The sequence below is a fragment of the Pseudomonas sp. NFACC24-1 genome, assembly GCF_900115235.1.
GTDB classification, from domain to species: Bacteria; Pseudomonadota; Gammaproteobacteria; order Pseudomonadales; family Pseudomonadaceae; genus Aquipseudomonas; species Aquipseudomonas fluorescens_AA.
In genome coordinates this window covers 15148-28465 of record NZ_FOVS01000023.1, presented here as the reverse complement: position 1 = coordinate 28465, position 13318 = coordinate 15148, and the positions used below count along the sequence as shown (strand labels likewise).

The window sequence follows — 13318 nt, the reverse complement described above, 5'->3', positions numbered from 1 at the left end:
ATAAAGTGGCCGATTATAACCACACCCGGCGGCCGACGACAGGCAACACCGCACGCCAAAGTGATCGAACCGACAAAACCACTGCCCGGCCCGGCATTATCGAGGGCTCGCCCTTAGCCCAAGGCCTTGCGATTGAAGTCGCGCAGACGGAACCCCATCAGCAGCAACATGCCGAAATACGCCACCACACCGGCAACCACCAGCCCACCCAGGCGCAGGAAACGCGCGAGCATCTGCCCCTCGCCCCAGGCCGGCATGAAATGCATCGCCCCCAGCAGGACCGCCGACATCACGGCCACGGCCACCAGCAGCTTGAGGCCGAACTTGCCCCAGCCCGGCTGTGGCTGATACATCTTTTGCTTGCGCAGTTGATAAAACAGCAGCCCGGCGTTGAGGCAAGCGCCGGCACTGATCGCCAGGGCCAGGCCGGCATGAGCCAACGGACCGATCAGCAACAGGTTGAACAACTGGGTCATCACCAGGGTGAAAATGGCGATTTTCACCGGTGTGCGGATGTTCTGCTGGGCGTAGAACCCTGGCGCCAGCACCTTGATCACGATGATCCCAAGCAAGCCCACCGAGTAAGCGATCAGCGCACGCTGGGTCATCAAGGCGTCGAACGCATTGAACTGGCCGTACTGGAACAACGAGACGGTCAACGGCTCGGCCAGGATCCCCAGCGCCAGGGAACACGGCAGCACCAGCACAAAGCACAGGCGCAGGCCCCAATCGAGAATTCGCGAGTATTCGTGGCGGTCCTGGCTGGCGTAGGTCTTGGCCAGGGTGGGCAGCAGGATCGTGCCCAGGGCCACGCCCAGCACGCCGGACGGCAACTCCATCAGGCGGTCGGCGTAGTACATCCACGACACCGAGCCGGCCACCAGGAACGAGGCGAAGATGGTGTTGATGATCAGGGAAATCTGGCTCACCGACACCCCGAGGATCGCCGGCAGCATCTGCTTCATCACCCGCCACACGCCGCTGTCGCGCAGGTTCAGCCGCGGCAGCACCAGCATGCCGATCTTTTTCAGGTGCGGCAGTTGATAGAGCAGTTGCGCCAGGCCACCCACCAGCACCGCCCAGCCCAGGGCCATCACCGGCGGGTCGAAGTACGGTGTCAGGAATACGGCGAAGACAATCATGCTGACGTTGAGCAAGGTCGGCACAAAGGCCGGCACGGAAAAGCGGTTCCAGGTGTTGAGGATCGCCCCGGCCAGGGACGACAGGGAAATCAGCAATATATAAGGAAAGGTCACCCGCAGCAGATCCGTGGTGAGCTGGAATTTTTCCGGGGTGTCGGTGAAGCCCGGCGCCGTGGCCCAGATCACCCAGGGCGCGGCGAGCATGCCGGCGGCTGTGACCAGCGCCAGCACCAAGGTCAGCAGGCCGGTGACGTAGGCAATGAATGTGCGGGTTGCCTCATCGCCTTTCTGGCTTTTATATTCCGCCAGGATCGGCACGAAGGCCTGGGAGAACGCTCCCTCGGCGAAGATCCGCCGCAACAGGTTGGGCAGCTTGAAGGCGATGAAGAAGGCGTCCGTCGCCATCCCGGCGCCGAATATCCGTGCGATCAGCGTATCGCGAACGAACCCCAGGATGCGGGAAAGCATCGTGATAGAGCTGACGGCGGCCAACGATTTGAGCAGATTCATGAAAAGAGTTTTTGCCTGTCGATAAACAGCAGGCGAACAACGCGCCCACTTGTGCGATACTCCGCGCCGCTAAACAGTGCAGAGCCAAAGCCCGCGAGTTTACAGGTCGCACGCCGGAAAGAAATCCTTCGGTGCGCAGCACCTGCCATTCAGCGGAACGCGTCACCCGCCCTTGACAAGACTTCAACTCATCGGCATGATTCGCGGCCTATTTTGTTTGCTATTTCCCAAAAAGTCTTTCGAGGAGCTCGACGGTGGCCAACACACCTTCCGCCAAAAAACGTGCAAAACAGGCTGAGAAGCGTCGCAGCCACAACGCCAGCCTGCGTTCCATGGTCCGTACCTACATCAAGAACGTAGTCAAGGCCATCGACGCAAAAGACGCTGAAAAAGCTCAAGCTGCTTACGTTCTGGCTGTGCCAGTTATCGACCGTATGGCCGATAAAGGCATCATCCACAAGAACAAGGCTGCTCGCCATAAGAGCCGTCTGAATGGCCACGTAAAGGCCCTGAACGTTGCCGCTGCTGCCTAAGCGACGCGCTCGTTAAAAAACCGACCTCAGGGTCGGTTTTTTATTGCCCGGGATTCTTCATTCAGAACATTGTGGGAGCGAGCTTGCTCGCCCCCACAGGGCTATGTGTTGATTATTGAGTACGAGCCCACGGCAAGATCGGAATAGCCGTCACCGCATTCTGCGGGCTGCCCTCGATCACGCGGTCGCTGTAGACCAGGTACACCAGCGTATTGCGCTTCTTGTCGAGAAAGCGCACCACTTGCATGGTCTTGAACACCAGGGAAGTACGCTCCTTGAACACTTCCTCGCCATCCTTGAGCTCACCCTTGAAGTTGATGGGCCCCACCTGGCGACAGGCGATGGACGCCTCGGCGCGATCCTCGGCAAGGCCCAGGCCACCCTTCACGCCGCCGGTCTTGGCCCGCGACAGGTAACAGGTCACACCCTCCACCTTGGGATCATCGAATGCCTCGACCACGATCCGGTCATTCGGCCCGACAAACTTGAACACCGTCGACACCTGGCCAATTTCCTCGGCCGACGCCAACAGCGGCACTGCCAGCAGCAAGCCGATCAATCCTTTTGCCAAACCCATGATTTTTCCTTAGACGAGGATCAGGTTGTCACGGTGGACCAGCTCAGGCTCCGCCATGTAACCCAACAGACCGACAATCGCATCAGACGATTGACCGATGATTTTCTGCGCTTCCAGGGCGCTGTAGTTGGCCAGGCCACGGGCGATCTCGCGACCGTCCGGCGCCACGCACACCACCATTTCGCCGCGACGGAAACTGCCCTGGACCAGTTTCACACCCACCGGCAGCAGGCTTTTGTTGCCCTGGGACAACGCCGTCACGGCCCCCGCATCCAGCACCAACGTGCCACGGGTTTGCAGGTGCCCGGCCAGCCATTGCTTGCGCGCCGCCAGCATGCCGCGCTCAGGGGACAGCAAAGTGCCGATGCGCTCGCCCGCCTTCAGACGATCCAGCACCCGCTCCAGCCGACCGCCGACAATGATAGTGTGAGCCCCGGAGCGCGCCGCCAGACGCGCCGCACGCAGCTTGGTCTGCATGCCGCCGCGCCCCAGCGCACCGCCCGTGCCGCCCGCCACCGCATCCAACGCCGGGTCGTCGGCACGGGCTTCGTAGATCAGCTTGGCATCGGGGTTATTGCGCGGATCGGCGTCGAACATGCCGTCGCGATCCGTGAGGATCACCAACAGATCCGCCTCCACCAGGTTCGCCACCAGCGCAGCCAGGGTGTCGTTATCGCCGAAACGGATCTCATCAGTGACCACCGTGTCGTTCTCGTTGATCACCGGGATGACCTTCAACTCCACCAGCGCACGCAAGGTACTGCGGGCATTGAGGTAGCGCTTGCGATCGGACAGGTCGTCGTGGGTCAGCAGAATCTGCGCCGTATGGCGACCGTGCTCGGCAAAGCTCGACTCCCAAGCCTGCACCAGGCCCATCTGGCCGATGGCGGCGGCGGCCTGCAGCTCATGCATCGCGCTGGGTCGCGACGTCCAGCCCAAACGGCTCATACCGGCCGCCACAGCCCCCGAAGAGACCAATACCAACTCGACGCCAGCCTCATGCAAGGCCACCATCTGCTCGACCCACACCGCCATTGCCTGGCGATCCAGCCCCTTGCCATCCGCCGTCAGCAGTGCGCTACCGATCTTCACGACCCAGCGCCGCGCACCCGTCACCTTGCTCCGCATCATCTTCAACCTTTGCCAGCGAACGGCGCGACCCAGCGCCGCCCATGGGATTATTCGTATTTGCGTTTTACAGATACCAAAACGCCGCTCGAATGAGCGGCGCCTTGGGAACCGGCTTGCCGGCGATGATAACACTGCGCTGAAACACTTGAACCTGTGGGAGCGAGCTTGCTCGCGATAGCGGCGTGTCAGCTAACGACTATGTCAACTGACAGACCGCTTTCGCGAGCAAGCTCGCTCCCACAGGGCTCCCACAGGTCCTGGCTTCACGCCAGCACAAGATCAGTCGCGAACGTAGATGATTTCCGGACCGTCTTCGTCATCCACATCTTCTTCGTCCCAATCGTCGTCACCGATGTCATGGACCGACTTGACGCCACTGCGGCGCAGGGCGCGCTGGTCATCCAGCGCCTGCAACTGGGCACGGGCCTCGTCTTCGATGCGCTGATCGAGCTCAGCCAGCTCTTCCTTGTAGGCCGGATCGTTGGCCAGGCGGTCGGCGCGATCTTCCAGGTAACGCATGATGTCGTGGCACAGGCGCTCGGTGCCTTCTTTGGCGATGGCCGAGATCACATAGACCGGACCTTCCCACTCCAGGCGGTCGACGATTTCCTTGACCCGCTCCTCATGCTCTTCTTCAAGGATCTGGTCGCACTTGTTCAGCACCAGCCAACGATCACGCTCGGCCAGGGCCGGGCTGAACTTGGTCAGTTCGTTGACGATGACTTCGGCAGCATCGGCGGCATCGGTTTCATCCAGCGGCGCCATGTCGACGAGGTGCAGCAACAGGCGGGTACGGGACAAGTGCTTGAGGAAACGAATCCCCAGACCCGCGCCCTCGGAAGCCCCTTCGATCAACCCCGGAATGTCGGCGATCACGAAACTCTTCCAGCGGTCGACGCTGACCACGCCCAGGTTCGGCACCAGGGTGGTGAACGGGTAATCGGCCACTTTCGGCTTGGCCGCCGATACCGAGCGAATGAAGGTACTTTTACCGGCGTTCGGCAGGCCCAGCAGGCCCACGTCGGCCAACACTTTCATTTCCAGCTTCAGGTCACGCTGCTCGCCGGGCTTGCCTGGCGTGGTCTGGCGCGGCGCACGGTTGGTGCTGGACTTGAAACGGGTGTTGCCCAGGCCGTGCCAGCCGCCATGGGCGACCAGCAGACGCTGGCCGGCCTTGGTCAGGTCGCCGATCACTTCCTGGGTGGCCGAATCGATCACCGTGGTGCCGACTGGCACGCGCAGGATCAGGTCTTCGCCCTTCTTGCCGGTGCAGTCGGTGCTGCCGCCGTTGGAGCCACGCTCGGCATCGAAGTGCCGGGTGTAACGGTAGTCCACCAGGGTGTTGAGGTTTTCGTCGGCGAGCATGTAGATCGAGCCGCCGTCACCCCCATCACCGCCGTTCGGGCCACCGTTTTCAATGAATTTTTCCCGACGGAAACTCATGCAACCATTGCCGCCGTCGCCGGCCTTCACTCGAATCGATACTTCATCAACAAACTTCATGACACACGCCTCTCGCCATACGGACGAGCCAAAAAAACAAGACATAAGACTCTTGCAAAAATGAGCGCAGCGACCTGATGACACGCCCCAACCGCAGCACCGACAGCCCATACAAACAGTTTTGCAAGAGACTCACCCCACAAACGAAAAAGCCCCGTCGCAAGACAGGGCTTTTCCAGCGGTCTCGCAATTAAGCTGCGATAACGCTTACGTAACGACGACCGAAGGCGCCTTTTACTTCGAACTTGATCACGCCTTCGACTTTAGCGAAGAGGGTGTGATCTTTACCCATGCCCACGCCGTAGCCAGCGTGGAATTGGGTGCCGCGCTGACGCACGATGATGTTGCCTGCTTTGATAGCCTGGCCGCCATACATCTTCACGCCAAGGCGTTTGGCTTCTGAGTCGCGACCGTTACGGGTACTACCACCAGCTTTTTTGTGTGCCATGAGTTCAATTCTCCTAGTGAGGAATTAGGCTGAAATTAAGCCTGAATACCGGTGATTTTGATCTCGGTGTACCACTGGCGGTGGCCCATGCGCTTCATGTGGTGCTTACGACGACGGAACTTGATGATGCGGACTTTATCGTGACGACCTTGGGAGATCACTTCAGCCACAACGGTAGCGCCAGCAACGACTGGAGCGCCGATATTCACGTCATCGCCATTGGCGACCAACAGAACGCGATCAAAAGTCACGGATTCGCCGGTAGCGATTTCCAGTTTTTCGATCTTCAGGTATTCACCTGGGGCGACCTTGTATTGCTTGCCACCAGTAACAATTACTGCGTACGACATGGTATTTCTCCGATAATCCTGCTCACCCAGCGCTTTATAAGAAGAGGTATTGGCTGGCATGGCTGCATGGGCTGGAAGGCCCGGATGCAATTGCGTAAGGCAGGTGCTGCCCAGGAAGTTCAGGGTGCGCGATTGTACGCAAGCCGCGAGAGCCTTGCAAGTAGCCGTCTATCGCGCCTTGACACCTGCGGACGTGGGTCCTAGCATGCCGCGCAACCCTTCTGGAGCACCTGTCGCTGATGCAACCCCAAGCTTTCTACCGCGCGGTGGCGGACGATTTTAGCGCCGTCGACGGCATCATCAAGAAGCAGCTGACTTCCCGCGTGCCTCTGGTATCGAAAATCGGCGACTACATCACTTCGGCGGGTGGTAAACGCCTGCGTCCTTTATTGGTGCTGCTGTGCGGCAAGGCCCTGGGTCGCGAAGGCGACGACATGCGCCTGCTGGCCGCTACCATCGAATTCCTGCACACCGCGACCCTGCTGCACGACGACGTGGTCGACATGTCGGGCATGCGCCGTGGCCGTTCGACCGCCAACGCCATGTGGGGCAATGCCCCGAGCGTGCTGGTGGGCGACTTCCTGTATTCGCGCTCGTTCGAAATGATGGTCGAGCTGGGCTCGATGCCGGTGATGAAGATCCTGTCCCAGGCCACGCGCATCATCGCCGAAGGCGAAGTGCTGCAGTTGTCCAAGGTACGCGATGCCAGCACCACGGAAGAGACCTACATGGAAGTCATCCGCGGCAAGACCGCGATGCTCTTCGAAGCCTCGACCCACAGCGCCGCTGCCCTGGCCGGTGCCAGCGCCGAGCAGAGCGAAGCGCTGCGCACGTTCGGCGACCACCTGGGCGTGGCCTTCCAGTTGGTGGACGACCTGCTCGACTACAAGGGCGACGCCGAGACCCTGGGCAAGAACGTCGGTGACGACCTGGCCGAAGGCAAGCCGACCCTGCCGCTGATCTACACCATGCGCGAAGGCACGCCAGAGCAGGCGGCGCTGGTACGCCAGGCGATCCAGAAAGGCGGGATCGAAGACCTGGAAAGCATCCGTATCGCGGTCGAAGCTTCCGGCTCGCTGGAATACACCGCGCAACTGGCCCGGGACTACGTCGCCCGCGCGATCAAATGCCTCGACGCCCTGCCGCCCAGCGAATACCGCGATGCCCTGGTGGAACTGAGCGAGTTTGCGGTCGCCCGTACCCACTAAACATCCCTGGGGCTTTTTTTGTGGCGAGGGGATTTATCCCCGCTGGGCTGCGTAGCAGCCCTAAAAGCCATTCCCGGTGTTCCAGGTAGATTGGGTTGAGCGCTGCTCTTGGGGCTGCTACGCAGCCCAGCGGGGATAAATCCCCTCGCCACAGATCTCCGAACGCAGCATCATCACCCTCCTCACAACAAAACCCTATATAATGTGCGCCCTTTTGCCCTCCTGATACCCAAGGAACCTTAGTGAGCACGTTGCCTCCCTGCCCGAAATGCAATTCCGAATACACCTACGAAGACGGCACCCAGCTGGTCTGCCCGGAGTGTGCCCACGAATGGTCCGCCAGCGGCGAAGCTGAAGCGGCGCCCGATGACACCGTGAAGAAAGATTCGGTCGGCAATGTCTTGCAGGACGGCGACACCATCACCGTGATCAAGGACCTCAAGGTCAAGGGCACCTCGCTGGTGGTCAAGGTCGGCACCAAGGTCAAGAACATCCGCCTGTGCGATGGCGACCACGATATCGATTGCAAGATCGACGGCATCGGCCCGATGAAACTCAAATCCGAGTTCGTCAGAAAAGTCTGATTCGGCTGTATTCCATCCCATGCCCAGCGTGTGGGATGGAGCTTCACCCTCCCCCGCTTCCCCCCCTTTCTCGGGCTCTAGCCAGGTGCCAGCCGCCTTGAGCTAGCACAACCCATCGTCAGAAAAACAATCGCAACGCCAATAGAGACTTGCTATTTAGCGAATAAGAATTATTCTCATCGAACCCATCAAGGAGATGAGAACCATGACGTATTTGATCGATGCCTGGCTGGACCGCCCACATCCCTACCTCAGGATCCTGCATCGGGAAACCGGGGAAGTCTGTGCGGTGCTTGAAGAAGAAGCCTTGAACGAGCTGCAGGACCAAGGAGACCTGGACCTCAACAGCCTCAATTCCAGTGAGCCGCTGGTGCTCAAGGAGCTGGTGCGCAATCTGTTCCTGTTCTGCTATGCCCGGGCGTTGCGCCCTACGGGGGATTTCAGCGGCAGGTTTCACGGATGAACGCAGAGGTCATGTGGGAGCGGGCTTGCTCGCGAAAGCGGTGGGCCAGTTCACGATAATGTCGACTGACAGTCCGCATTCGCGAGCAAGCCCGCTCCCACATATTTGCCCGGCATTAAACCAGGCAGGGTCTTACAGTACGTCCAGCAACTCGACGTCGAACACCAGCACGCTGTGCGGTGGAATGCTGCCAACGCCTTGAGCGCCGTAAGCCAGTTCGCTCGGCACGTACAGGCGCCATTTGCTGCCGGCATTCATCAGTTGCAGTGCTTCGGTCCAGCCTGGGATCACGCCGCCTACCGGGAATTCGGCTGGCTGGCCACGATCATAGGAGCTGTCGAACACAGTGCCGTCGATCAGGGTGCCGTGATAGTGGGTACGCACCTGATCCTCACGGGTCGGCTTGGCGCCTTCACCCTGGGTCAGCACTTCGAACTGCAGGCCGGAAGCCAGGGTGGTGATGCCTTCACGCTTGGCGTTTTCCGCCAGGAACGCACGGCCTTCACCCGCAGCGGCTTCAGCCTTGGCGGCTGCTTCGGCTTGCATGATTTCACGAATGACCTTGAAGCTGGCGGACATCTCGTCCTGGCCCACGCGGCTTGGCTTGCCGGCGAACGCGTCGGTCAGGCCGGCCAGGATCGCGTCCAGGCTGACACCCGGTGGCGGGTTGTCGCGCAGTTGGTCGCCCAACTGACGGCCAATGCCGTAGCTGACGCGGGTTTCGTCGGTGGACAGGTTAACTTCGGACATGATGCTGCTCCGCTGTGCGGACGGCTCGAGAGTGGCCGTGCGTGACACAGCGCCTCCCGGAGCGCCCGGAACCAAAAGGGCGAGCAGACTAGCACAGATGCCACGGCGGGTGACGAGCCCCCACGTCAAAGCAACCCGCCAGAAACGACAACGCCCGCCTGCAGTTCGCCAGGCGGGCGTTGCGCCAGCGCGATGAACGGGCCTCAGTGCTTGGTCAGTTTGTCCAGGTAGCCCATGGCAAAGGCCGAGACCACGAAGGTCATGTGGATGATCACGTACCACATCAGGTGCTCGGGATCGACGTTCTTGGCGTCCATGAAAATGCGCAGCAGGTGGATGGAGGAAATGGCCACGATCGAGGCGGCGACTTTCATCTTCAGCGATGAAGAGTCCATGGTGCCCAGCCAGTTGAGCTTTTCCTTGTCGGAGTCGATGTCCAGTTGCGAAACGAAGTTTTCGTAGCCGGAAATCATCACCATCACCAGCAGGCCGCCCACCAGCGCCATGTCGATCAGCGACAGCAGCACCAGGATCAGCTCGGACTCGGCCATGGCGAACACATTGGGGATGACGTGAAACACTTCCTGGAAGAATTTCAGCGCCAAGGCCAGCAAGCCCAGGGACAGCCCGAAATAGATCGGCGCCAGCAGCCAGCGGGAGGCGTACATTGCATTTTCGATAAAGCGTTCCATTGAGTCTCACACCTGGGCTGAAAAATCGCGGCGAGTATATCAGCCACGACCTGCCCCACAAATGCCGGGGCCATCCCTGGCCCCAGCTCTTGTGTCAAAATTTTTCTGCGAGTGCCCGTGCGGCGATGGCCTTCAATGCAGCGGACGAAACTCGAAGCCGCCGACATTGCGACAACGGCCTCCATTGATTTCACGCAGTTGGGCCTGCATGTGCAAGGACCAGATCTGCGGGTCGTCGGCCAGCTCATAACCGTGCAAGGTCAGGCTCTGCACAATGGTATCGAGTATGGATTCGGCGGCAGTCGGGCCGGGAAATGGCCCCTGCGCCTTGATGGCGGAGGGTTGTTCGCCAGCCATTCCGGCGGCGAAGAGCAAGGTCCACATACCGGTATCTCCCGCCAGGGGGCGGATGGCGCATTCGATACGGGTGACAAGGCCCAGGCATTGACGAGTGAGGCAAAGGTTGCGCGACATGGCGGCGCCCCTCGGTAGATCCGGTATTCAGTCTCGGGAGGGAGACTGTTTCGATCCAATGATGACTCTCGTTATCCTTGAGCTGAGGATAGAAGAAAAGTTCCGGCCCCACGGGTTTTCAAGACCAGAATACGCCGAGCGGTCATAGTGTGAATATTGACGCCAAAGTGGCGGCGTTTTTTGAAACAGCCCCAAAAATTGTGGGAGCGAGCTTGCTCGCGATAGCAGTGTGACAGTCGACTGATGAGTAACTGAAACTCCGCTATCGCGAGCAAGCTCGCTCCCACAAGGAACTTCCACCGGAGGCTTGCGGCGGTCAGGAGAACATCAAGCCGGCTTGGCCTCCGCCAAGGCCTGCTGCGCCAGTTCCTTTTCCGCTTCCTTGATGTCGTCTTCGCTGATCATTTCCGCGATCACCCGCAGCCGCTCCACCACCCGGGCGTTGACGCTGCCCTCCGGGAACTCGCCGTTTTCATCCGGCTCACCGGCAGGCTCGCCCACCAGCAGGCTCAGGGCTTCGTCGGCCTGACGCACCGCATAGACATGGAACTGCCCGGCGCGCACGGCGGCCAGCACTTTCTCATCGAGCATCAGTGTCGCGACGTTGGCCTGGGGAATGATCGCCCCCTGCTCACCGGTCAACCCCCGGGCTTCGCAGAGGCGGAAGAAGCCTTCGATCTTCTCGTTGACTCCACCCACCGCCTGCACTTCACCGAACTGGTTGATCGAGCCGGTGATGGCGAAGCATTGCTTCAGCGGCGTCTTCGACAAGGCCGAGATCAGCGTACACGCTTCCCCCAGGGACGCACTGTCGCCGTCCACATAGCCGTAGGATTGCTCCAGGGCGATGCTGGCCGAGATCGCCAGCGGGAATTCCTGGGCATAACGGCTGCCCAGGTAACCGGTGAGGATCATCACGCCTTTGGAGTGGATCGGTTGGCCAAGGTTGACCTCCCGCTCGATGTCGACGATGCCGCTGCCGCCCGGGTACACCGTGGCGGAAATTCGCGCCGGCACGCCAAACGCCGAATCGCCGACCTCCAGCACCGTCAGGCCGTTGCATTTGCCAACGGCCGCACCTGCGGTGTCGATCAGGATGATCCCCGCCAGCATGTCGTCGAGGATCCGCGCCGAGACGCGTCCGGTGCGGGTGGCCTTGGCCTTGAGGGCACGTTCGATATGGCCGGCATCGGTCATCTCGTCACCGGCCAGCTGGCGGATGAAGTCCGCCTCGCTGACCAGTTGGAACAAGTCGCCGATACGCGCCGACAAGCGTCCCTGGTGTTCGGCCAGCCGGGCGCTGTAGGTCGCCAGGCGCGCCACCGCATCGGCGGTCAGCGGGGCCATGCCTTCTTCCGAAGTGCGGGTCTTGAGCAACTGGGCGAACTGCTCCAGGCTCTCGTCGCCCATCGGGATGTCTTCGTCGAAATCCACCAGCACGCGAAACATTTCCTGGAAGTCCGGATCCAGGTCCTGCAAGGCGTAATAGAGCTGACGGGCGCCGATGATCACGACCTTGACCTGCAACGGGATGTGTTGCGGCGTCAGGGTCACCGTGGCCAGCCGTCCCAGCTCACCCAGGGGCGACTCCATCTTCAGCTTGCGCGATTGCAGGGCGCGCTTGAGCGCATCCCATACGAACGGCTCGCCAAGCATTTTTTCCGCTTCAAGGATCAGGAAACCGCCATTGGCCCGGTGCAAGGCACCCGGACGTAGCTGTCGGTACGTGGTGTAGAGCGCGCCCTGGTCGGTGCTGTACTCAATCCGGCCGAACAGGTTGTCGTAGGTCGGGTGCGGCTCGAACACCACCGGCGCGCCACCGCTGGACGGATGCCCGACCACCAGGCTTGGCGCGTACTGCTCTTCCAGCAGCTTGCGGGCGATGGCGTCGGTCTTGCTGTCGTCCACCAGTTGCTCGACCACAGTCTTGAGCAGATAGACCTGCATGGCTTGCAGGTAGCCACAGACCGCGGCGTTCTCCGCGTACTTTTCCGACAGCGGCGCCAGCAAGGGTTGCAGGGCCAGGGTGATGGTTTCTTCGTTGAGCTGGCGCAACTGGTTGCTGGACTCGCGCTTCCATTGCGGCAGGCTGGCGAGTTCTTCGTTCAAGCGCTCTTCCAGGCCGGAGATGTCCTCGTGGAAACGCTCACGCTCGGCTTCCGGCAACTGGGCGAATTCCGCCTCGTCCAGGGCCTTGCCTTCGCTCATCGGCGTGAAGGCGATGTTGCTGCTGTCACGGTACAGCGCGACATCCTTCTCCAGTGCCAGGCGCTCGATCACATCCAGGGCCCGGTCGTAGCGCTGGTTGAAGGCGCGATCGATGGCACTTTTCTTCTGCTGGTAGGACGGGTGCTCGAACACCGCCGGGAAGGTCGCCAGCAGGTTGTCGATCAGGCCGTTGATGTCACCGATGAACGCACCGGCCGTGCCGGACGGCAGCTCCAGGGCACGGGGCTCGCGGGGCTCATCGAAATTGTTGACGTAGACCCAGTCCGCCGGGGTCTGCAGGCGCTTGCCTTCGGCCTTGAGGTAGCGTTTGACGAAGGAAAACCGGCCGGTGCCGGGCTCGCCCATGACAAATACGTTGTAACCGGGGCGCGGCATGGCCACGCCGAACTGCAAGGCTTCGACCGCACGTTCCTGGCCGAGCACACCGCGGAAGGGCTCCAGATCATTGGTGGTAGAGAAGCTGAACTGTTCAGCGGAAAACGGACGGGTCAGCGCTTCGGGCGCTAGACGCAAGCTGGCAGCAACAGGATCAGGCATCGGGCTTCCTTACATCAGGCGGGGCAGATAGCGGCATTCTGGCGCTGCCTGCACCTGACTGGCAAGGAGCGCCTCAGGCCAAAGCATAGTCAATGGAAAAACCCCGGGCGCAGCCCCGTAAACAAGCGATCCCCGTAATGTTTTTGCAAAATGTCACGGAACCCTGGGATCGTGCCTAAACTCCAAA

14 protein-coding genes are annotated in these 13318 nt (G+C 60.8%); 4 read left to right on the top strand and 10 right to left on the bottom strand.

Annotation, left to right across the window (positions count from 1 at the left end):
• Nucleotides 1-113 precede the first annotated feature (113 nt).
• Nucleotides 114-1652, bottom strand: a complete 1539-nt coding sequence (gene murJ / locus BM317_RS20325) for a murein biosynthesis integral membrane protein MurJ (RefSeq protein WP_092172469.1) — start codon at nt 1650-1652, stop codon at nt 114-116.
• Nucleotides 1653-1906: 254 nt separating this feature from the next.
• On the opposite strand from murJ, the gene rpsT reads away from it, so the two are divergent.
• Complete coding sequence (gene rpsT, locus BM317_RS20320; protein WP_003185593.1) at nt 1907-2185, top strand: 30S ribosomal protein S20; 279 nt, start codon at nt 1907-1909, stop codon at nt 2183-2185.
• A gap of 112 nt (nt 2186-2297) precedes the next feature.
• Here the strand turns inward: rpsT and BM317_RS20315 are convergent, their stop codons facing one another.
• The 5 genes from BM317_RS20315 to rplU all read right to left on the bottom strand — a co-directional run bounded on the left by BM317_RS20315 (nt 2298) and on the right by rplU (nt 6194).
• Nucleotides 2298-2762 (bottom strand): CreA family protein, encoded by a 465-nt coding sequence (locus tag BM317_RS20315; RefSeq protein ID WP_092172472.1) that lies wholly within the window; start codon nt 2760-2762, stop codon nt 2298-2300.
• A 9-nt stretch (nt 2763-2771) separates the two neighbouring features.
• Nucleotides 2772-3890: a glutamate 5-kinase gene (proB, locus tag BM317_RS20310; protein ID WP_072411890.1), complete on the bottom strand. Its 1119-nt coding sequence runs from the start codon at nt 3888-3890 to the stop codon at nt 2772-2774.
• Between the two features lie 282 nt (nt 3891-4172).
• Nucleotides 4173-5396 carry an Obg family GTPase CgtA gene (gene cgtA, locus BM317_RS20305; protein ID WP_060740551.1) on the bottom strand — a complete coding sequence of 408 codons (1224 nt, stop codon included), beginning with the start codon at nt 5394-5396 and terminating at the stop codon, nt 4173-4175.
• A gap of 190 nt (nt 5397-5586) precedes the next feature.
• Nucleotides 5587-5844, bottom strand: a complete 258-nt coding sequence (rpmA, locus tag BM317_RS20300) for a 50S ribosomal protein L27 (protein WP_003205738.1) — start codon at nt 5842-5844, stop codon at nt 5587-5589.
• A 35-nt stretch (nt 5845-5879) separates the two neighbouring features.
• Complete coding sequence (gene rplU, locus BM317_RS20295) at nt 5880-6194, bottom strand: 50S ribosomal protein L21 (protein WP_003176051.1); 315 nt, start codon at nt 6192-6194, stop codon at nt 5880-5882.
• A gap of 239 nt (nt 6195-6433) precedes the next feature.
• On the opposite strand from rplU, the gene BM317_RS20290 reads away from it, so the two are divergent.
• From BM317_RS20290 to BM317_RS20280, 3 genes are all read left to right on the top strand, one after another.
• Nucleotides 6434-7402: a polyprenyl synthetase family protein gene (locus tag BM317_RS20290; RefSeq protein ID WP_092172475.1), complete on the top strand. Its 969-nt coding sequence runs from the start codon at nt 6434-6436 to the stop codon at nt 7400-7402.
• Between the two features lie 242 nt (nt 7403-7644).
• Nucleotides 7645-7986, top strand: a complete 342-nt coding sequence (locus tag BM317_RS20285; RefSeq protein WP_018601013.1) for a zinc ribbon domain-containing protein YjdM — start codon at nt 7645-7647, stop codon at nt 7984-7986.
• 205 nt (nt 7987-8191) lie between these two features.
• On the top strand, nt 8192-8449 hold the full coding sequence (locus BM317_RS20280) for a PA4570 family protein (protein ID WP_003205743.1): 258 nt from the start codon (nt 8192-8194) through the stop codon (nt 8447-8449).
• Nucleotides 8450-8581: 132 nt separating this feature from the next.
• Here BM317_RS20280 and BM317_RS20275 read toward each other — a convergent pair whose 3' ends face one another.
• The 4 genes from BM317_RS20275 to BM317_RS20260 all read right to left on the bottom strand — a co-directional run bounded on the left by BM317_RS20275 (nt 8582) and on the right by BM317_RS20260 (nt 13131).
• Nucleotides 8582-9199, bottom strand: a complete 618-nt coding sequence (locus BM317_RS20275; RefSeq protein ID WP_003205746.1) for a BamJ family beta-barrel-assembly machinery protein — start codon at nt 9197-9199, stop codon at nt 8582-8584.
• 203 nt (nt 9200-9402) lie between these two features.
• Nucleotides 9403-9891 (bottom strand): TIGR00645 family protein, encoded by a 489-nt coding sequence (locus BM317_RS20270; protein ID WP_025215565.1) that lies wholly within the window; start codon nt 9889-9891, stop codon nt 9403-9405.
• A gap of 132 nt (nt 9892-10023) precedes the next feature.
• Entirely contained in the window at nt 10024-10365 is a 342-nt protein-coding gene (locus BM317_RS20265; protein ID WP_013694243.1) for a PA4575 family protein, read from the bottom strand.
• 327 nt (nt 10366-10692) lie between these two features.
• Nucleotides 10693-13131, bottom strand: coding sequence for a Lon protease family protein (locus BM317_RS20260; protein ID WP_060740549.1), 2439 nt, complete (start codon nt 13129-13131; stop codon nt 10693-10695).
• Nucleotides 13132-13318: the final 187 nt, after the last annotated feature.

What these genes read in the sequence shown, in the direction of transcription:
- murJ (WP_092172469.1), bottom strand. Translation starts at nt 1,652, where the DNA reads ATGAATCTGCTCAAATCGTTGGCCGCCGTCAGCTCTATCACGATGCTT.
- BM317_RS20315 (WP_092172472.1), bottom strand. Translation starts at nt 2,762, where the DNA reads ATGGGTTTGGCAAAAGGATTGATCGGCTTGCTGCTGGCAGTGCCGCTG.
- proB (WP_072411890.1), bottom strand. Translation starts at nt 3,890, where the DNA reads ATGCGGAGCAAGGTGACGGGTGCGCGGCGCTGGGTCGTGAAGATCGGT.
- cgtA (WP_060740551.1), bottom strand. Translation starts at nt 5,396, where the DNA reads ATGAAGTTTGTTGATGAAGTATCGATTCGAGTGAAGGCCGGCGACGGC.
- rpmA (WP_003205738.1), bottom strand. Translation starts at nt 5,844, where the DNA reads ATGGCACACAAAAAAGCTGGTGGTAGTACCCGTAACGGTCGCGACTCA.
- rplU (WP_003176051.1), bottom strand. Translation starts at nt 6,194, where the DNA reads ATGTCGTACGCAGTAATTGTTACTGGTGGCAAGCAATACAAGGTCGCC.
- BM317_RS20290 (WP_092172475.1), top strand. Translation starts at nt 6,434, where the DNA reads ATGCAACCCCAAGCTTTCTACCGCGCGGTGGCGGACGATTTTAGCGCC.
- BM317_RS20280 (WP_003205743.1), top strand. Translation starts at nt 8,192, where the DNA reads ATGACGTATTTGATCGATGCCTGGCTGGACCGCCCACATCCCTACCTC.
- BM317_RS20275 (WP_003205746.1), bottom strand. Translation starts at nt 9,199, where the DNA reads ATGTCCGAAGTTAACCTGTCCACCGACGAAACCCGCGTCAGCTACGGC.
- BM317_RS20270 (WP_025215565.1), bottom strand. Translation starts at nt 9,891, where the DNA reads ATGGAACGCTTTATCGAAAATGCAATGTACGCCTCCCGCTGGCTGCTG.
- BM317_RS20265 (WP_013694243.1), bottom strand. Translation starts at nt 10,365, where the DNA reads ATGTCGCGCAACCTTTGCCTCACTCGTCAATGCCTGGGCCTTGTCACC.
- BM317_RS20260 (WP_060740549.1), bottom strand. Translation starts at nt 13,131, where the DNA reads ATGCCTGATCCTGTTGCTGCCAGCTTGCGTCTAGCGCCCGAAGCGCTG.